Annotated in this window: 16 protein-coding genes; 4 read left to right on the forward strand and 12 right to left on the reverse strand. The window is 68.3% G+C overall.

Annotated features, from left to right (window positions below; translation table 11 throughout):
* Nucleotides 1-102: 102 nt before the first annotated feature.
* The 5 genes from M2351_RS23915 to M2351_RS23935 all read right to left on the reverse strand — a co-directional run bounded on the left by M2351_RS23915 (nucleotide 103) and on the right by M2351_RS23935 (nucleotide 5,627).
* Nucleotides 103-486, reverse strand: a complete 384-nt coding sequence (locus tag M2351_RS23915; protein WP_209771588.1) for a RidA family protein — start codon at nucleotides 484-486, stop codon at nucleotides 103-105.
* Nucleotides 487-521: 35 nt separating this feature from the next.
* The gene (locus tag M2351_RS23920; RefSeq protein ID WP_264658556.1) at nucleotides 522-2,120 is read right to left on the reverse strand and encodes an N-acyl-D-amino-acid deacylase family protein; all 1,599 of its coding nucleotides are present in this window, start codon (nucleotides 2,118-2,120) and stop codon (nucleotides 522-524) included.
* Nucleotides 2,120-3,031 (reverse strand): ABC transporter permease, encoded by a 912-nt coding sequence (locus M2351_RS23925; RefSeq protein WP_264658557.1) that lies wholly within the window; start codon nucleotides 3,029-3,031, stop codon nucleotides 2,120-2,122. The genes M2351_RS23920 and M2351_RS23925 overlap by 1 nt, the downstream gene beginning before the upstream one ends.
* Before the next feature lie 16 nt (nucleotides 3,032-3,047).
* A complete protein-coding gene (locus M2351_RS23930; RefSeq protein ID WP_264658558.1) occupies nucleotides 3,048-3,989 on the reverse strand; it encodes an ABC transporter permease in 942 nt (313 codons plus the stop codon).
* Nucleotides 3,990-4,055: 66 nt separating this feature from the next.
* A complete protein-coding gene (locus M2351_RS23935) occupies nucleotides 4,056-5,627 on the reverse strand; it encodes an ABC transporter substrate-binding protein (RefSeq protein WP_264658559.1) in 1,572 nt (523 codons plus the stop codon).
* Nucleotides 5,628-5,779: 152 nt separating this feature from the next.
* Between M2351_RS23935 and M2351_RS23940 the strand changes: the two genes are divergently transcribed.
* Entirely contained in the window at nucleotides 5,780-6,577 is a 798-nt protein-coding gene (locus tag M2351_RS23940) for an IclR family transcriptional regulator (RefSeq protein WP_264658560.1), read from the forward strand.
* A 463-nt stretch (nucleotides 6,578-7,040) separates the two neighbouring features.
* On the forward strand, nucleotides 7,041-7,304 hold the full coding sequence (locus M2351_RS23945; protein ID WP_264658561.1) for a hypothetical protein: 264 nt from the start codon (nucleotides 7,041-7,043) through the stop codon (nucleotides 7,302-7,304).
* Between the two features lie 37 nt (nucleotides 7,305-7,341).
* Here M2351_RS23945 and rpiA read toward each other — a convergent pair whose 3' ends face one another.
* From rpiA to M2351_RS23980, 7 genes are all read right to left on the reverse strand, one after another.
* Complete coding sequence (gene rpiA / locus M2351_RS23950) at nucleotides 7,342-8,064, reverse strand: ribose-5-phosphate isomerase RpiA (RefSeq protein WP_264658562.1); 723 nt, start codon at nucleotides 8,062-8,064, stop codon at nucleotides 7,342-7,344.
* Nucleotides 8,042-9,022 (reverse strand): phosphogluconate dehydrogenase (NAD(+)-dependent, decarboxylating), encoded by a 981-nt coding sequence (gene gnd / locus M2351_RS23955; RefSeq protein WP_264658563.1) that lies wholly within the window; start codon nucleotides 9,020-9,022, stop codon nucleotides 8,042-8,044. Before gnd ends, rpiA begins: the two co-directional genes overlap by 23 nt.
* 36 nt (nucleotides 9,023-9,058) lie before the next feature.
* The gene (gene tkt, locus M2351_RS23960) at nucleotides 9,059-11,176 is read right to left on the reverse strand and encodes a transketolase (protein ID WP_264658564.1); all 2,118 of its coding nucleotides are present in this window, start codon (nucleotides 11,174-11,176) and stop codon (nucleotides 9,059-9,061) included.
* 60 nt (nucleotides 11,177-11,236) lie between these two features.
* Nucleotides 11,237-11,941: a helix-turn-helix domain-containing protein gene (locus M2351_RS23965; protein WP_264658565.1), complete on the reverse strand. Its 705-nt coding sequence runs from the start codon at nucleotides 11,939-11,941 to the stop codon at nucleotides 11,237-11,239.
* Nucleotides 11,942-12,398: 457 nt separating this feature from the next.
* Nucleotides 12,399-13,220 carry an alpha/beta fold hydrolase gene (locus M2351_RS23970; protein WP_264658566.1) on the reverse strand — a complete coding sequence of 274 codons (822 nt, stop codon included), beginning with the start codon at nucleotides 13,218-13,220 and terminating at the stop codon, nucleotides 12,399-12,401.
* A gap of 155 nt (nucleotides 13,221-13,375) precedes the next feature.
* Entirely contained in the window at nucleotides 13,376-14,773 is a 1,398-nt protein-coding gene (locus M2351_RS23975) for an FAD-containing oxidoreductase (protein WP_264658567.1), read from the reverse strand.
* A 110-nt stretch (nucleotides 14,774-14,883) separates the two neighbouring features.
* Entirely contained in the window at nucleotides 14,884-16,368 is a 1,485-nt protein-coding gene (locus M2351_RS23980; protein ID WP_264658568.1) for a methyl-accepting chemotaxis protein, read from the reverse strand.
* 380 nt (nucleotides 16,369-16,748) lie between these two features.
* Between M2351_RS23980 and M2351_RS23985 the strand changes: the two genes are divergently transcribed.
* On the forward strand, nucleotides 16,749-18,650 hold the full coding sequence (locus M2351_RS23985; RefSeq protein WP_264658569.1) for an ATP-binding protein: 1,902 nt from the start codon (nucleotides 16,749-16,751) through the stop codon (nucleotides 18,648-18,650).
* Nucleotides 18,650-19,348, forward strand: coding sequence for a response regulator transcription factor (locus M2351_RS23990; protein WP_264658570.1), 699 nt, complete (start codon nucleotides 18,650-18,652; stop codon nucleotides 19,346-19,348). Before M2351_RS23985 ends, M2351_RS23990 begins: the two co-directional genes overlap by 1 nt.
* The last annotated feature ends 70 nt before the right edge of the window (nucleotides 19,349-19,418 follow it).

Raw genomic sequence — 19,418 nt, forward strand, 5'->3', positions numbered from 1 at the left:
GCCGTAAGGCCGACAACGCACGCTCATTGCAGTGCTTGGACGCCCTTGCAGGGCGCCCCCTCACCCTAACCCTCTCCCCAGAGGGGAGAGGGGATAAAGCGCTTACTTCGTCGGCAACACCGCGATGCAATCAATCTCCACCTGGATGTTGTTCAGCTGGCAGCCGATGGTGGTGCGGGCCGGCGGCTCGGCGGGGAAAAATTCCGAATAGATGGCGTTGTATTCCTGGAAGCGCGCGAGGTCGCTGAGGTAGCTGTTCACCTTCACCACATGGGCGAGGTCGGTGCCGGCGGCCTTCAGGATGATCTCCAGGTTGCGCAGCGTCTGGCGCACCTCGCCGGCGAAGTCGGCCGGCTTCTCGCCGGTTTCCGGGTGGTGCGGCCCCTGGCCGGACACATAGACGAAGCCGTTCGCGACGATGGCGTGGCTGTACTGGCCGGCGGGCTTCGCGCCCTTCTCGGCGAAGATCGGCGTCCGGTTGGTCATGATCCCTCTCAAGCGTCTTTATGAAGTGTGATGGTTCAGGCGCGCGCCAGCGTCCGGCCGGGACGCGCGCCGGTGTGTTCGCCGTCGCGCAGCACGAAGCGGCCGGCGACGAGCACGTCGGTGATGCCGTGGGGCGGTTGCGTCGGGTCCGTGAAGGTCGCGCGGTCGCTCGCGTCGGCGGTGAACAGGGTCAGGTCGGCCGCCATGCCCGGCCGCACCAGCCCGCGGTCGGTCAGTCCGAAGCGCTGCGCCGGGACGGCGGTCATGTGGCGGACGGTGTCCTCCAGCCCCAGGGCACCCTCGCCGCGCAGCGCGCGGGCGAGATAACGGGGGAAGGCGCCGAAGGCGCGGGGGTGCGGCTTGCCGGTTTCGCGCGGCAACCCGTCGGACCCCAGCATGTGCAGCGGGTGGGACAGCGCGACCTCCAGGTCGTCCTCCGACAGCTGGAACATCACGATGTTGGTCCGGCCGCGGTCGGCGGCGACCAGCCAGGCCAGCGTGTCGAAGGGCGCCTCGCGGCGCGCCTCGGCGATCTCCGCCAGGGACAGGCCTTCGAGGGTGCGGAGGGAGTCTTCGCCCACGCCGCCGATGCGGACATTCTCCCAGCCAATCAGGCGGATCTTGGACTCCCAGCCGGGGTCGGCGGGGGCCTTGCCTTCCTCAACCGCGCTGCGCAGGGCGGCGAGGCCGTCCACGTCGGCCATGCGGGACAGCAGGGCCTCCACGCCGCCGGCGAGCGCCGACGGGGGAAGCAGTTGCAGGATGGTGCTGGACCCGGCCGGGTAGGGGTACATGTCGAAGCTGACGTCCACCCCTCCCCGGCGCGCGATCTCCAGCCGCTCCACCGCGCGCGGCAGGCTGCCCCAATAGGGCCGCCCGGCGGCCTGGAGGTGGGACAGCAGGCCGCTCGCCCCGCCGGCCTTCAGCAGGTCGAGGAACTCGTCGACGGAGGCGATCAGCCCGCCCTCGTAGGAGCGGACATGCGCGGTCAGCAGCGCGCCATGCTCCGCCACCATCTCGGCCAGCCGCACCAGTTCGGCGGTGTCGGCCCAAGCGCTGGGCGGGTAGACGAGGCCGAGCGACAGGCCGTGCGCGCCTTGGCGGAACTGCTCCGCCAGCAGGGACGCCATGGCTTCACGCTCGTCGGGGGTGGCGGCGCGGTTCTGCCAGCCCATGACGGCCAGCCGTAGCGCCGCGTGCCCGACCAGCGAGACGAGGTTGATGGCGATGCCGCGCCCGTCCAGCGATGCGCGATAGGCGGCGAAGTCGGCGAAGGTCTCGTCCGCCGACACGGTGCCCAGCAGGCTGCCGAAATGGTCGCGCACATCGCCGGCGCTGGCCGGGGTCTGCGGGTAGAGCCCGAAGGAGCAGTTGCCGACCACCACCGTGGTCACGCCCTGCGCCACCTTCTCCGGCCGCCCGGGCTGGCGCAGGTAGATCAGGTCGTCGTGCGCGTGGGCGTCGATGAAGCCGGGGGCGAGGTAGCGCCCGGCGGCATCCACGACCTCCGCGCCGTCGGTGTTCAGCTTCGGGCCGACGGCGGCGATGCGCTCGCCCTCGATGCACACGTCGGCGGGGAACCAGGGCGCGCCGGTGCCGTCGAGGATGCGGGCGTTCCGGATCAGGATGGACATCACGTCACCTTCTGGAGGCGCGGGTCGAGCGCGTCGCGCAGCCCGTCGCCGACGATCTGGAGCGACAGCACGGTCAGCACGATTGCGAAGCCGGGGAACAGGATCAGCCAGTCGGCCTGCTGGAAATACTGCTGGGCGCCGGCGATCATGTTGCCCCAGGTGGGCGTGGTCGGCGGCACGCCGACGCCGAGGAAGGACAGCGCCGCCTCCGTCAGGATCGCGTAGGCGAAGATGAAGGTGGCCTGCACCAGGATGGGGGAGACGAGGTTGGGCAGGATGTGCAGGAAGACGATGCGCGGGCTGGTGGCGCCCAGCGCGGTCGCCGCCTCCACATAGGGCATCTCGCGCACGACCAGCGCCGCAGCACGCACCACGCGGGCGACGCGCGGCGTGTAGACGATGCCCAGCGCCAGCACGACGTTGTAGAGCGATGGCCCCAGCGCCGCCATGAAGGCGATGGCCAGCAGGATATCCGGGAAGGCCATCAGCGCGTCGGTCACCCGCATCAGCGGCCCGTCGAGCCGCCGCACATAGCCGGCGGCCAGCCCCATCAGCGTGCCGAGAACGGTGGCGACGATCACGACCAGCAGGCCGACCAGCAGCGACAGCTGCGCGCCCAGCATGATGCGGGACAGCACGTCGCGCCCGAACTCGTCGGTGCCGAACCAGTGGGCGGCCGACGGCGGCTTCAGCCGGCCCAGGATGTCCATCTTCATGGGGTTGAAGGGCGCGATCCAGGGCGCCAGCACCGCCACGGCCAGGATGGCGAGCAGCAGGATAAAGGCGACCACCACCAGCGGTCGGCGGAACAGGCGGCGCATCAGCAGCGCGAAGGGCGACCGGCTGCGCGGCCTCGCCCCGGCGACGGGGACTGCGGTGTCGGCGGGCTGTTGGGCGGGAAGGCTTGCCATGGCGTAGGCCCCCTTCTCAGTAGCGGACCCGCGGATCGACCACGGCGTAGAGCAGGTCGACCGACAGGTTGATGAGGACGTAGATGGCGGACACGACCAGCAGCGCGCCCTGGATCACCGGGTAGTCGCGGCGCAGCACGGCCGAGACGATCAGGTTGCCGACGCCGGGCAGGCCGAACACCGTCTCCGTCACGATGGCGCCGGCGATCATCACGGCGGCGGTCAGTCCGATGACCGTCAGGATCGGGATCATCGCGTTGCGCAGCGCGTGCTTCAGCACCACGACCATCGGGGGCAGGCCCTTGGCCCGCGCCGTGCGCACATAGTCGTCGCCGAGCACGTCCAGCATGCTGGTGCGGGTGAAGCGCAGGATCAGCGCGGAATTGGGGATGCCCAGCGCAATGGCCGGCAGGACGAGGTGGCGCAGCCGTTCCGCGAAGCTGGCGTCGGGCGCGCCGTAGCCGGCGACCGGGAACCAGGTGAGGTCCACCGCCAGATACTTGATGAGCGTCAGGCCGATCCAGAAGCTGGGCACGCTGGCCGCGAGCATGGCGAGGCCGAGCGCGGTCTGGTCGATCCAGCGGCCGCGCTTGGCCGCGGACAGGATGCCAATCGGCACGCCGATCAGCACCGCGATGCTCACGGACATCAGGGTCAGCAAGCCGGTCAGCTCCGACCGTTCGGCCAAAGCCTGCATCACCGGGCGGTTCAAAAAGATGGAATCGCCGAGGTCGAAGCGCGCGATCTGCCCCAGATAGAGGATGAACTGTGCCAGCAGCGGCTGGTCGAGCCCCAGGCGGGAGCGGAGTGCTGCGATGTCCTCCGGCGTGGCGGAGGAGCCCAGCATGACGGCGGCGGGGTCGCCCGGAACGACGCGGGCGATCACGAAGACCACCGCCGCGACGATGAGCATGACGACCATCATGCCGGCAAGCCGGCGCACGATGTACACGAACATGGGTGCTGTCCCGGATGAGGTCCCCTCTCCCTGCGGAGCAGGGAGAGGGGAAGAAGGCTCAAGCGCTCAGTTCTTCAGGTCGGCGTTCCAAAAGAACGGCCAGGGGGTCGGCGTGTAGTTGGTCAGCTTGTCGCTGGCCGCGGCGAGGTTGTAGAACTCGCCGACCTTGATGCTCGGCACCTCGCTGTAGAACAGCTTCTGGATCTCCACCCACTTCGCCTTGCGGGCGGCCGGGTCCATCTCGCGGTTGAAGGCGGCCAGAGCCTCCTTCTTGGCGGGCGTGTCCCACCAGCCGGGATAGCTGGGGTTCATGACCGTGATCAGCGACGGCTCCGGCACGAAGGTGTGGTAGGTGAAGAAGGCGTCCCAGGCCTTCTCGTCGCCGCGCTTCTGCAGCAGCGTCGCCCAGTCCAGCACCTGGAGATCCACCTTGAAGCCGGCCGCCTCCAGCTGCGCCTGGGCGACCAGGCTCATCTTGTAGAGGAACTCGTACTGGGTGGAGGTCATGATGCGGATCGGCTCGCCCTTGTAGCCGGCGGCCTTCAGAAGCTCCGTCGCCTTGGACAGGCCGTGCTCGCCATAGGGCTTGGCGCTGGCCGCGTCATAGTAGGGCGTGCCCGGCGCGTAGATGGAACCTTCCGGCGCGATGAAGGCCGGATCGCCGAAGCCGGCCAGCAGCATGTCGCCGGGCTCCAGCGCCGTCAGCACGGCCTGCCGCAGCTTCTGGTTGGCCATCACGCCGGCCTTGCTGTTCATGATCATCAGCGGGAAGCCGAAGGGCTTCACGATGACCGGCTGCACGCCGGCCACGCCTTTGAAGCGGCCCAGCGCCTCCGCCGGCAGGCTGTCGGCGAACTGATACTGGCCGGCCAGCACGCCGGACACGCGGGTGGCGGCGTTCGGCACCGGCACGAAGCGCACCTCGCCGATCTTGGCGACGCGGCTGCCGGCGTAGCCGCTGGCCGGGCCGGCGGGGGAGGCGTAGCCGTCGAACTTGACCAGGCGGATGTACTGGTCAGGCTTGTGCTCCAGCAGCTTGTAGGGGCCGGTGCCGACCAGCGACTTCAGCGGGTTGGTGCCGTCGATGACCGACTTCGGCACGATGGCCGCGGCGCCGTTGTTCATCGCCAGCAGCGCGGTCAGCGGCGCGAAGGGTTCCTTCAGCGCAATGACGATGGTGTCGGCGCCCTTGGCGGCGATGCTGTCGACCATCGGGGCGGCGGTCTTGCCGCGCGGGGAGGCCTTCAGCCAGTGGTCGAGCGAGGCGACCACGTCCTCGGCGGTCATCTTGCTGCCGTCGTGGAAGGTGACGCCGCTGCGCAGGGGGATCGTGTAGGTCTTGCCGTCGGCCGACACCTGCGGCAGGGCGGAGGCGACCAGCGGCTGGAGCTGCCAGTCCTTGTCGAAGGTGAACAGCGTCTCGAAGACGTGCTGGGTGATGATGCTCACCAGATCGGACGTGGTGCCGACCGGGTCGAGGGTCGGCGGCTCCCCGATCGTCGCGACGGTGATGACCGAACCCGGCTGCTGCGCCAGCGCCGGACTGGTCCAGGCGCCCAGCGTACCGGCCAGCGTCCCAGTGGTGGTTAGGGCCGCGCCCAGAGCGGCGGTGAACAGACGGCGTGAAACCTTTGTCATTCTGCCCCCCAAACGGCAAGTCCGATATTTCGGACAACATTCTTGTATTCCGGACAAGAGAACGGTATACCGGACAAGAATCGTTCGCAAGACGAATTTTGGTGTGCTAAGCGATGCCCGCGGATGGTGGGTCGAGAGGGGGGATTTAGGCGATGGCAAACGGCGTGACGGCGGAGAAGAAGGCTCCCGCCCGGGGCGAGGAGCGGGCCAACGGCCGCGCCCGCGGCATCGACCGCGTCATCGCGCTGATGGAACATCTGCACAGCCTGCGCACGCCGACGCGCATCGCGGACATCGCGCGCGACACGGGCACGCCGCGCTCCACGGTCTACGAGCTGGTGAACACGCTGGTGGAGGCGCGCTGGCTGGAACTGCGCGACGACGACGGCACCGTCTACTTCGGCCCGGCCATGCACTATTACGGCAGCGATTACCTGGACAGCGTCGACCTGATCCGGAAGGCGCGCTTGGAAGTCGCCCACTTGGCGGAGATGTCCGGGGAGACCTCGCAGTTCTGCATGCTGGAGGGCGACAAGTACCTGGTCGTGCTGAATGAGCCGGGCCGGCGCATGTTCCGCATCAGCTCGGAGATCGGGATCAAGGTGCCGATCCCCTGGACCGCCTCGGGCCGCCTGCTGGTCGACCACCTGAAGCCCGAGGAAATCCTGTCTTTCATCCCGGACGAGGACTTTCTGCTGCCCGACGGCCGCCGCATCGCCCGCGACGAGTTCATGCACGACATCCGGCAGGCGCGGGAGAACGGCTACGTGCGCACCACCGCGCTGGTCGACCGCTTCACCACCTGCCTCGCCGCCCCGGTGCGCGACGCGTCGCGCCAATGCATCGCGACGATCTGCTTCGTCATCCCGGCCGACACCGGCGAGGCGGAGCAGAAATCCATGATCGACCTGCTGATCGCCAGCGCGGAGAAGCTGTCCGTCCCGCGCTGAAGCCCGCGCCGACAGTTGTGCCCCGGTCGGCCATGGCATAGACGCCGGCAAAGGTGGGGCAGGCCGTTCGTTGGAATAGAAACGGAGCGCCGCTGTTCGTTATAGTGACGGGACCGTGCGGGCCCCTCCGGCCACTCCTCCGGTTGTCACACCGCACGGTTCCGGCATGGGGTAGATTCCCACTGTTGGGCACTCAAACCGCTGGCGTTCCCATGAATGACCTCGCCGCACGTCCGGGACCTTCGACATTGTTCGGACCTGCGGAGCGTTGGACACGCGCTCGCTCCATCAACGGGCCTGCCGCCCGATCCGTCGACACCTACCACCCCACTCCACCATAGCATCGACGTCCGGCGCCCCCGGCGGGCGCTCTGAGTCTGGCGGGCCGTGCCGCGCGCAACGCCCGGAGTCCGACTCCGTTATAGATTTTTCAAAGCGTGATCGAAAATCCCCTGGAGCTCTCATGTCCATTGAGCTGCATTCCTTCACGGTCGCCCTCAACGCCGCGGATCCGCAGGGTTTCCGCAGCCGGGCCGAGCACCGCGCTTGGACCTGGCAAGCCGTCTCCAACGTCGCCAAGGCGGTGCAGGCCGCCGGCATGGACGCCGAGGCCCGCCTGCGCGGCCATGACCGCAGCGGCCTGCTGCTGTTCGAAGCCACCGACCGCGGCGCCGCCTTCCTCCGCGATCTCCCCAGCGTGCTGCGCGTGGAGGGGCACGCAACCTGAAGTCCCCTCTCCCTGCTCCGCAGGGAGAGGGGATTATTCAGCCGCCGGGGATAAGGCCCCGGACGCCCTGCGCCGTTCCGATGAACGTTTCAGCGGCCATGCCGATGAACAGGCCACTGTCCACGACCCCGACCATGGCACGGAGTTGCCGGTCGAGCGCCACCGGATCGGCGATAGGGCCGATCTGGCAGTCGGCGATGACGTGGCCGCCGTCCGTTCGGAAGGGCTTGCCCGAACCGCCCGCCCGCCGCAGCGTCGGTGCCAAGCCCGCGTCGGCGAGGCGGCCCAGTGTCGCTTCCAATCCGAAGGGCACGATCTCGACGGGCAGGGGGGCGCGCTCCCCCAGGCGGTCGACCAGCTTGGTCTCGTCGGCGATGACGACGAAGCGGGCGCTCGCCGCGGCGACGATCTTCTCGTACAGCAGCGCGCCGCCCAGACCCTTGATCAGGTTCAGCGTTCCGCGCTCCACCTCGTCGGCGCCGTCGATGGCGAGGTCGAGCCGCCGGTGGGTGGCGAAATCGGTCATCGGGACGCCGAACCGTCGCGCCAGCGCCGCGGTGGCCTCCGAGGTCGGCACGCCCGCAATGCGCAAGCCCTGTGCGACCCGCGCGGCGAGCGCCTCCAGCGCGAAGGCCGCCGTGGAGCCGGTGCCGAGGCCGACGACCATGCCGTCCTCGACAAGGGCCACGGCTGCCTCCGCGGCGGCGCGCTTCAGCCGGTCCTGCGCGGCTTTCGCGTCAGCGCTGGGAAGGTTCGACATGGCCGCCGAAGCCCTTGCGCATGGCCGACAGCATCTTCTCCGCGAAGGTGTGGTCCTGCCGGGAGCGGAAGCGCGCGTAGAGCGCGGCGGACAGCACCTCCGCCGGGACCGCCTCCTCAATGGCGGCCATCAGCGTCCAGCGGCCCTCGCCGGAATCCTCGACCACGCCGGGGAACTCCGACAGGGTCGGGCTGCGGGCCAGCGCCGTGGCGGTGAGGTCGAGCAGCCAGCTGCTGACCACGCTGCCGCGCCGCCACACCTCCGCGATGTCGGGGAGCGGCAGGTCGAAGCGCTGCTCCTCCGGCAGGGACGTCGAGTTGGCGTTCTTCAGGATGTCGAAGCCCTCGGCGTAGGCCTGCATCAGGCCATATTCGATGCCGTTGTGGATCATCTTCACGAAATGGCCCGCGCCGCAGGGACCGGCGTGAAGGTAGCCGTTCTCCACCCGCTGGTCGCGCCCCTCGCGGCCTGGCGTCGCCGTGGCGGCGTCGCGGCCGGGGGCGAGTGCCGCGAAGATGGGGTCGAGGCGTTTCACCTCCGCCGTGTCGCCGCCGATCATCAAGCAGTAGCCGCGCTCCAGCCCCCAGATGCCGCCCGACGTGCCGACGTCGAGGTAGTGCAGCCCCTTGTCCTTCAGGGCGGCGGCGCGGCGGATGTCGTCCTTCCAGAAGGTGTTGCCACCGTCGATGATGGTGTCGCCGGGCGACAGCATCTCGGCCAATTGCCACACCGTGTCCTCGGTGACCGCGCCGGCGGGCAGCATGACCCAGACCGCGCGCGGCGGCTCCAGCTTCGCCACAAGATCGCGCAGATCCGCGCTGCCGATGGCGCCGTCCGCCACGGCCGCCTTCACGGAGTCCTCGTTCCGGCTCTGGACCACGATGTGATGCCCGGCGCGGATGAGGCGGCGCGCAATGTTCGCCCCCATCCGTCCAAGCCCGACCACGCCAAGCTGCATCGCACGGCTCCCTTCTGTTGATTGCCGGGTTTGCGACTATCCGCTGCGCTTCTTGGATGCGGTGATCTGCTCCCGCGCCGCGGCGACCACAGCGTCCTGGGTGAATCCGAACTGGGTCAGCAAATCCTTCAGCGGCGCGGAGGAGCCGAAGGTGTGCATGCCGATCTTGGTGCCGGTCATGCCGACGTAGCGGTCCCAGCCGATGACCGATCCCTGCTCCACCGAGACGCGGGCGGTGACGGCGGGCGGCAGCACGCTTTCGCGATAATCCTCGTCCTGCCGCTCGAACAGCTCCCAGGAGGGCATGCTGACCACGCGGGCGGCGATCCCGTCCTGCGTCAGCGTCTCGTAGGCGCCGACGCAGAGCGAGACCTCGCTGCCCGTGCCGACCAGGATCACCTCCGGCTTGCGGCCATCCGGCGGGTCGGCCAGCACATAGGCTCCCCGCGCCAATCCGGCGGCGGGGGCGTAGCGGCTGCGGTCGAGCGTCGGCACCGCCTGGCGCGTCAGGACGAGGCAGGCCGGGTCGTGCTTCAGGCCGATGATCACGCGCCACGCGGCGACCACCTCCTGCGCGTCGGCCGGGCGCAGCACGGTCAGGCCGGGGATGGAACGCAGGCCGGCCAGCTGCTCGATCGGCTGGTGGGTCGGGCCGTCCTCCCCCACGCCGATGGAGTCGTGGGTGAAGATCCAGATCGACGGCAGCTCCATCAGCGCGGACAGCCGCAGCGACGGCTTCATGTAGTCGCTGAAGATCAGGAAGCCGGACCCGTAAGCGCGCAGGTGCGACAGGGCGAGGCCGTTGACGACGGCGCCCATGGCGTGCTCGCGCACGCCGAAATGCAGGTTGCGGCCGCCGGGCTCATGGGGCCCGAGGTCACCAGCCCCCTGGAAGGTCAGCCGCGTCTTGGTGGAGGGGGCAAGGTCGGCCGCCCCGCCCAGGAGTTCAGGATAGCGCGCGGCGATGGCATTCAGCACCTTGCCGGAGGAGTCGCGCGTCGCCAGCCCCTTCGCGTCTGTCGGGAAGTTCGGCAGGTCGGCGTCCCAGCCCGGCGGCGGCTCGCGCTTCAGCGTGCGGTGCAGCTCGGCGGCCAGATCCGGGTGCGCCTTGGTGTAGCGCTCCAGCATGGAGGACCAGTCCTCGCGCAACGCCCGGCCGCGCCGGCCGACGCCGTCGGCGAAATGTTTGTAGACGCCGTCGGGGACGAGGAACTGCGAGTCCTCCGGCCAGCCGTAGCTTTTCTTGGCGAGCCGGACTTCATCGGCGCCCAGCGGCTCGCCATGCGCGGCGGCGGTGTCTTGCTTGTTGGGCGCGCCGAAGCCGATGTGGCTGTGCACGACGATCATGGTCGGGGAACCGGACCGGCCGACGCGGTCGAGCGCGTCCAGCAGGGCGACCGTGTCGTTGGCGTCGGCCACGTCGATCACGGTCCAGCCGTAGGCGCGGAAGCGCGCGGCCACGTCCTCGGTGAAGGCGAGGTCGGTGCCGCCCTCAATGGAGATGCGGTTGCTGTCGTAGATCCAGCAGAGGTTGGACAGCTTCAGGTGCCCGGCCAGCGAGGCGGCCTCGCTCGCCACGCCCTCCATCATGTCGCCGTCGCCGCACAGCGTGTAGACGGTGTAATCGAACAGCGGGAAGTCCGGGCGGTTGAAGCGCGTGGCCAGCCAGCGGGCGGCGATCGCCATGCCGACGCTGTTGCCGCAGCCTTGGCCGAGCGGCCCGGTGGTCGTCTCAACCCCCGCGGTCAGGCGGTATTCGGGATGGCCCGGGCATTTGCTGCCGAGCTGGCGGAAGTGCTTGATGTCGTCCAGAGTCACCGCGGCGCTGCCCAGCGAGGCGCCGTCCGGCCCGATCCCCGCCACGCCCATCAGGTGCAGGACGGAATAGAGCAGCATGGACGCGTGCCCGACCGACAGGACGAAGCGGTCGCGGTTCGGCCATTCCGGGTCGGCGGGGTCGTAGCGCAGCGCGTGCTGCACCAGCGTGTAGGCCACCGGCGCCATGGCCATCGGCGTGCCGGGATGGCCGGAATTCGCCTTCTGGACCGCGTCCATCGACAGGGTGCGGATGGTGTCGATGCAGCGCTTGTCCAGGCGGTCTTCTTCCGGCGACCGAGGGGTGCGGGCTGACGGGTCGTTGCTCGTGCGATCCATGGCGTCGGCGGCTCCATCGTTCCAGACGAGTGTCCAGCCCAGGGACGTGGATCCCGCGGGTTAGAGTTCAAGCTGGTGCTTGCGGCGCCACATGCGCGGGTTCTCGCCGGCGATGCGTCGGAAAATGCGCGAGAAATGCGACTGGTCGGAAAAGCCGCAGTCGAGCGCGATCTGGCACAGCGGCTTGGTCGTTCCCTCCAGCATCTCCTTCGCCCGCGCGACGCGCCGGCGCATGATGTAGGCGTGCGGCGGATGGCCGAAGCTGTCCTTGAAGGCCTGGCAGAAATAGCCGCAGCTCAGCTTCGCCGCGGCGGCGAGGTCCTTGTTCTTGACCGGCGAGGCGAGGTGGGCGTCGATGTAGAGCGTGACGCGCCGGATCTGCCAGGCGGCGAGGCCGGTGCCGCCGGCCGTCGTGCTATCCGATGACACGCTGTCCGATGCGGAGTTTTCCTCCGGGGCGGCGGGCCGTTCCAGCGCGGTGGCCGGCGGGTCGGTCACGATGGTTTGCAGGCGCGCCAGCGCCAGGGCTAGGCATTCTTCCACCGACTTGCGGTCGCGTTCCAGCGAATGGCTGGCGACCTCCAGCAACCGCTCCGCGACCGCGGACACGCGGTCCGCTCCGGACAGGTCCGCCACGGCCCGCGGCTGCCGCGGCATCAGGCGGATCTCGGTCCCGGCACCGTGGCGTGCGAGAATGGCGGAGGAAGCCGCCGCGTCGGCGGCCAAATCCATGCTGTGAAGCGACGATGACTCGCTGCGGATCATGTCCATCTCCAATTTCCCCTCGAAAAAGGCGTCCTCCGTGATTGCGCGCCGGAGATTCCGCCCTTCCATGCATTGAAAAATCCGCTTATTCCGCGGAAAAGAAACGAATGAACAAAAGATAGCTATTTTGGAGCAATGAACTGAACTTGTGAGAAAAGCTTAGTCGATTTGCTCAAACCTCACATCCATACTTAGGTTTAGACGCCTTGGACGGAGGTTCAGGGTGTGATGGGTTAATTCCCTCTCCCGCCCCGGGAGAAGGAGGGACCCGCTGAAGACGGGAGGGTGAGGGTACCGCCGAGAATCCGTCGCTGATCCTTGCGCGACCCTCACCCAGCTCTCAGCGGATGCCAGAGGCATCCGCCTGACGCCGTCAGCGCAAACTTCGTTTGCGCGAGAGGCCCTTCGGGCCACCCTCTCCCCAGAGGGGAGAGGGGAAGTATGCCGGCCTCGGCGCTCAGCCCTTGATGAAGGCCAGCAGGTCGGCGTTGTACTGGTCCTGGTGGGTGACCGGCAGGCCGTGCGGGGCGCCCGGATAGACCTTCAGCGTGGCGTTCGGCGCGATCTCGACGGCGTGGCGGGACGCGGCGCCGATGGGCACGATCTGGTCGTCGTCCCCGTGGATGAACAGCGTCGGGATGGTCATCTTCTTCAGGTCCTCGGTGAAATCCGTCTCCGAGAACTGCTCGATGCAATCATAGGCGCCCTTGACCCCGGCCATCATCCCCTGGAGCCAGAAGAACTGGCGCGTTCCCTCCGACACCTTGGCGCCGTCCCGGTTGAAGCCGTAGAAGGGCAGGCTCAGGTCCATGAAGAACTGGGCCCGGTTGTCGTAGGTGCTTTTGCGCAGGCCGTCGAAAACCTCCTTCGGCAACCCGCCGGGGTTGGCGGCGGTCTTCAGCATGATGGGCGGCACGGCGCTGGTCAGGATCGCCTTGGTGACGCGGCCGGTGCCGTGCCGGCCGATGTAGCGGGCAACCTCGCCGCCGCCGGTCGAATGGCCGACCATCACGACGTTCCTCAGGTCGAGCTTTTCAAAAAGCTCGGCGAGGTCGTCGGCGTACTGGTCCATCGTATTGCCGGTCCAGGTCTGGTCCGACCGGCCATGGCCGCGGCGGTCGTGGGCGATCACCCGATAGCCCTGCTGGCCGAGGAACATCATTTGCCCGTCCCACGCGTCGGCGCTGAGCGGCCATCCGTGCGAGAAGACGATCGGCTGGCCACTGCCCCAGTCCTTGTAGAAGATCTGCGCGCCGTCCTTGGTCGTAATCTTGCCCATGTGTCCCTCCTCTTTGGAAGTACGGCCTTCCTCGACCGTTCAACCTCGTGCCGTCTGGCCCATGTCTTCTGGTGAATTCTGCGAGGCCACAGTGCAGGAGCGGGAGGGTTGGCGGAACTATACTCAGGTATCGTCATCCTGACGGTTCGTCAGGGTCACCGAAGCGGCTTCAGCTCGCCGAGCAGGGTCGGAATCAGCTCCGACACAGTGGGGTGGATGTGCACGGCGCGCTCGAGCGTGGGGTAGGGCGCCTTGGCGTACATCATGTCGACGACGGAGTGGATCGCCTCGTCGCCGCCGGGGCCGAGGATGGCGGCACCCAGGATCTCCTTGCTGTCGGCGTCTACCACGATCTTCATGAAGCCCTGCGCCTCGCCCTTCTCCACGGCGCGGCCGACGCGGGTCATCGGGCGCATGCCGACCAGCGCGCGGCGACCGGACTTGCGCACCGCGTCGTCGGTCATGCCGACGCGGCCGAGCGGCGGGTCGATGAACAGGCCGTAGGCGGGAATGCGGTCGCTCACCCGGCGCGGGCCATCGTCAAGGGTGTTGGCATCCAGCACATTGGCCGCCACGATCTCGAAATCGTTGTAGGAGGTGTGGGTGAAAGCACCGCGGCCGTTGCAGTCGCCCATGGCCCAGACGCCGGGCGCGCTGGTGCGCAGCTGGTCGTCCACGGTGATATAGCCGCGCACGTCGGTCTTTACCCCTGCCTTGTCGAGGCCGAGGTCGTCCGTGTTCGGTTGCCGCCCGACCGCGAGCAGGACGTGGGAGCCGACCACCTCCGGCTCCTCGCCCGACGCGCAGGTCACGCCGACGGCGACGCCGTCCCGGTGCGGGGCGAAGCGGATGCATTCGGCGTTCAGCCGGACCGACACGCCTTCCTTCTCCAGGATGTCCTTCACCGCGTCGGAGACGTCCTGGTCCTCCCGCCCGATCAGCCGCGGCCCCTTCTCGACGACGGTCACCGCGCTGCCGAAGCGGCGGTACATCTGCGCGTATTCCAGCCCGATGTAGCTGCCGCCAATCACCACGAGGTGGCGGGGAAGCGTGTCGAGGTCGAGGATCGTGCTGTTGGTCAGGAAGGGGACGTCGCGCACGCCCGGCATGTCCGGCACGGTGGCCCGGCCGCCGACGTTGATGAAGATGCGCTCGGCGGTCAGCACCTCGTCCCCGACGCGGAGCGTGTTCGGGGATTCAAAGCGCGCGTGCCCCTGGAAAACGGTGCAGCCGGTCATCCCGCGCAACCATGTCTCCACATTTTCGCGCGACCGGCCGGAGACAGCGTCCATGCGCGCCTTCACGCGGGCCATGTCGACCCGGACGGGGCCGTTCAGCACCACGCCGAACTCCTCCGCCCGGCGGGCCAGATGCGCCACGCGGGCGCTGGCGACCAGCGTCTTGGTCGGGATGCAGCCGGTGTTGACGCAGGTGCCGCCGAACAGGTTCCGCTCGACCAGCGCCACGGTCATGCCGGCCTTCGTCAGGCGCTCGGCCAGGGACGGGCCGGCTTGGCCGGCCCCGATGATGATCGCGTCGAACCGCGTGCTCATGCCACCCCTCCAGGATAAGGCCGGGATCAGGCGGAAACCGTAGCGGTCGCCCGCAACGCCGCTCAATCATACCTAGGTGTCGCGCCTAGGTGTCGTGGCGGCCTCCGCCCTCACGCCAACAGCGCCTGCGAGGTCTCCTTCACCTTCCGCGTGGAATCGCTGACGGCCTGGGTCGCCGAGGCGATGCGGTTCATGCTTCGGCTGACCGAACTGGCGCCCTCCGCTGCATTGGTCATGTTGGCGGCCATCTCGCGGGTCACCGCCCCCTGCTCCTCCACGGCCGACGCGATGGTGGCGGAGATCTCGTTGAGCTGGGCGATCACGCCTGCGATGGAGCCAATGGCGCCGACCGCCTCGCTTGTCGCGGCCTGGACGCCGGCGATCTGCTCCGCGATCTCGTCGGTGGCCTTCGCCGTCTGGTTGGCGAGGCTTTTCACCTCCGACGCCACGACGGCGAAGCCTTTTCCGGCCTCACCGGCGCGGGCGGCCTCGATGGTCGCGTTCAGCGCCAGCAGGTTGGTCTGGTTGGCGATCTGCTGGATCAGGTTCACCACATGGCCGATCCGGTTGGCCGCGTCCGCCAGCCCGGCCATGATGGCGTTGGTGCGGTCGGCCTGCTCGACCGCCTGTTCGGTGACCTGGGCCGCATCGGTCATCCGACGCCCGATCTCGCCGATCGACGCCGCCAATTCCTCGGCGCCGGACGCGGCGGCCTGGACGTTCGACGAGACGCGGTTCGATGCGAGAGCGGCGCTTTCCGCCTGTTCGTTGGCCGTCGCGATCGAGCGCGTGATGGCGCCGAGTTCCCCGTCGATCTCCGTCTGGACGGTGCTGCGGCGCAGCCGTTCCTGCACCTGCGCGGTGATGTCGGTGGCGAACTTGACCACCTTGACGGGGTTCCCGGCGGGATCGAGGATCGGGTTGTAGCTCGCCTGGATCCAGATCTCCCGGCCGTCCCGGCCGATGCGCCGGAATTCGGCGACCTGATAGCGGCCGTTGCGCAGGGATTCCCAGAAGCGGCGGTAGTCCACACCGTCCCGCTCCGCGGGATCGACGAACAGGCTGTGGTGCTTGCCCCTGATGTCCGCCAGCGTGTAGCCGACCGCCTTGAGGAAGTTGTCGTTGGCGTCGAGGATGGTGCCGTCCATGTCGAAATGGATGACCGCCTGCGAGCGGTTGATGGCGTCGATCTGGCCCTGGAAGTCGGAGAAGAGCCGTTTCCGTTCCGTGACGTCGGTGGCGAACTTGATCACCCGCACGGGCTTGCCGTTTCCGTCCAGGACAGGGTTGTAGCTTGCCTGGATCCAGATCTCCCGGCCGTCCCGGCCGATGCGCCGGAATTCCGCCGTCTGGTGCCGGCCCAGGCGGAGGGCATCCCAAAAGCCGCGGTAGCCGGAGCCATGCCGCTCCGCGGGATCGACGAACATGCTGTGGTGCTTGCCTTTAATGTCCAACAGCGTGTAGCCGACGGCTTTGAGGAAGTTTTCGTTCGCTGAGATGATCGTGCCGTCCAAGTCGAATTCGATGATGGAATGTGACTTGTCCAAAGCGCAGAGCTTTGCCTTCAAATCCGAACCACCGATCAACCCAAACATCTCACCCTCCGAAATGCATATGCTGCCCTGAGTTGCGCGAACGATTTTTTTGAACGTTGGCAGAGCACTCATTCGCTGTCCACACCGAAAATCTAAACAATTTTTCGAATATTTCACGTTTCTCGGCGTCGGAAGTTGCCTGCCACCGTGCGGCGGGTGCAGCCGGACGAACTCCGGCTTGGCTGCCGATGTGCGGATCCGACAAAAACATTCACCTTGTTCAAGACGCCCCCTGGCGCGCATGGAAAATTCCAGCCTGCGCAGGAATAGAACCTTCGGACTTAGCGAAAATGACCGGGTCCCCGCAAAAGGCATCTTCCGAGCCGCGGGCGGCCCTGCGGCTCGCGGGGCCGTGGGGCCGGAGCGGCTGGCGGGCGGCCATGGCGTTGCCCCTGGCAGCACTGGTTTTTCTGGTCGATTCCGGCACGTCCCTGCCCAGCGCGGTGGCCGTCCTGTACGCCGGGATCGTCCTTCTGGTGGCGGAGGACTGCGCACCGCGCACGGTCCTGCTGACCGGCCTGGGGTGCGCGCTCCTCGCCGTCGGCAGCTTCCTCGCCATGCACTATGGCGAACCCTGGGGCGCCAGCCACCTGCGTTTGGCGGTCAGCCTCGCGGCCATCGCGTTCACCACGCTGCTCGCCATGCGCAAGGGGTCCGCCGAGCGGATCCTGGGCCAGCAGGCTGAAATCCTCGACCTGACGCACGACACGGTCATCATCTGCGACGCCGACGATATCATCCGCTATTGGAACGGCGGCGCGGAGAAGCTGTACGGCTGGACCCGGCGCGAAGCCATCGGAGCCCGCTGCCAGGAGTTGCTGGGCACACGCTTCCCCGTCCCGTTCGGGGAGGTCGAGCGGTCGCTGCGCACCATGGGAACCTGGTCCGGCGACCTGGTCCGCACGCGCCGCGACGGCCAGCCGGTGGAATTGCAGACCCGCCTGCTTTGGCGGCCCGCCACGGGAGGGCGGCGCGGCGACGTCATCGAGACCAGCGCGGACATGACCGAGCGGAAGCGGGCCGACGCCAGCATCCGTAGCGCCGAACACCGCTATCGCCTGATCTTCCAGAACGCCGGGGTGGCCATCTGGGAAAATGACTTCTCCCGCCTGTTCACCGCCCTGGAAGGGCTGGAGGCGAGCGGCGTGACCGATGTCCGCGCCCATCTGCTGCAGGACCGGGACTTGGTGCGCAGGCTCGTCGGCATGGTCACTGTGACGGACGTGAACGAGACCGCCGTCGCGCTGTTTCAGGCGGGGGAGCGGGGGCGGCTGCTCGGCGCGGTCGAGTCCGCCATCTCCACGCCGGAGGCGGAGGAGACCTTTTCGCGGCTGGTCGCGTCCATGTGGGACGGGGACGGCCGGTGCGAGGCGGAGACGTCCTTCCAGACCCTGGCTGGTGAGCGGATCGACGTCCTGCTGCGGCTGACCATTCCGGCGGAGGCGGCGCGCTGGGAACGGGTCCTGGTCACCATGCTGGACGTGACGGAGCGCAACCGCACGCAGCAGGCGCTGACCCGCACGCTGGCCGAGTTGGCCCATGCCTCACGCGTGTCGACGCTCGGCCAGATGGCCGCCTCGATCGCGCACGAGGTGAACCAGCCGCTGTCGGCCATCGTGACCTATGGGGAGGCGGGGCGGCGCTGGCTGCGGCGGGAGGCGCCGGGCGCGGAGGAGACGGCCGCCTGCCTTGGCCACATGCTCGACAACGGTCGCCGGGCGGCCGACGTGATCGAGCGCGTGCGCGCGCTCAGCCGCAAGAGCGTTCCGCGCAAGGAGCGCTTCGCCCTGTGCGAGGTGGTCGACGCCTCGCTGGTTCTGATCCAGCGCGAACTGGCGACCGGCGGCATCACGCTTCGCCAGACCATGGAGGCCGGCTTGCCCGAGGTTCTCGGCGATCGCGTCCAGATCCAGCAGGTGATCATGAACCTGCTTTTGAACAGCGTTCAGGCCTTGACCCAGGCCATGACCGATGCCGTCGACGGTCCGTCGCGGGTCCTGGTCATCGACGTCGCGCGGCCCGATCCTGACACGATCCGCGTCGCGGTCCGTGACCGTGGCGTCGGTATCGCCGAGAAGGACCTGGGCCTGCTGTTCGAGCCGTTCTTCACGACGAAGTCGAACGGCATGGGCATCGGGCTGTCGATCTGCCGGTCGATCGTGGAATCGCACGGCGGGCGCATCTGGGCGTCGAACAACCGTGGGGATGACGGCCGTGGGGATGACGGCGTCGTCGGTGCAACGTTCCAGTTCACGCTTCCGGTTGCCAAGGAGGGCGCCTGATGGCTTCGACGATCCCCTACGGGGCCTCCAAGGGTGGGGCCGGCAACACGGCGGACGACGACACGCCGACGGTGTTCGTCGTCGATGACGACCCGGAAGTCCGGGGGGCGCTGTCCAGCCTCTTCCGCTCCGTGGGCCTGCGGGCGGTGGTCTTCGCGTCGCCGGGGGAATTCCTGGCCCACGAGCGGTCCCAGGCGCCCTGCTGCCTGGTGCTGGACGTGCGGTTGCAGGGGATCGACGGGATCGACTTCCAGACGCAGCTCGCCAGTTCCGACCGGCCGATCCCGGTGGTGCTGATGACTGGCCACGGCGACATTCCCATGACCGTGCGCGGCATGAAGGCCGGCGCTGTCGACTTCCTCCCCAAGCCCTTCCGCGAGGAGGACATGCTGGCCGCCGTCGGGGAAGCGATCCGGACCGACCGCGGTCGCCGGCAGCAGGAGGACGAAAGTGACCGCCTGCGCGCGACCTATGAGACGTTGACCGCGCGCGAGCGCGAAGTAATGGGCCTTGTCGCCGCCGGTCTGATGAACAAGCAGGTTGCCGGCAAGCTGAACATCAGCGAAATCACGGTGAAGATCCACCGTGGCAACGTGATGAAGAAGATGGGCGCGCAGTCGCTGGCGGACCTTGTGCGGATGGCGGAGACCTTGCAAGTCCGCGCCGCGTGCGTCGGCCGCTACCAAACTTGTGTATAGTGTCTCAGGCGCGGGTGGCGAGACTATAGCCTTGTAGCGACGACCGGCGGACGTGCCGCGAGGGACTGTC

This window comes from Azospirillum canadense, assembly GCF_025961225.1.
In the GTDB taxonomy this organism is placed as follows: Bacteria; Pseudomonadota; Alphaproteobacteria; order Azospirillales; family Azospirillaceae; genus Azospirillum; species Azospirillum canadense.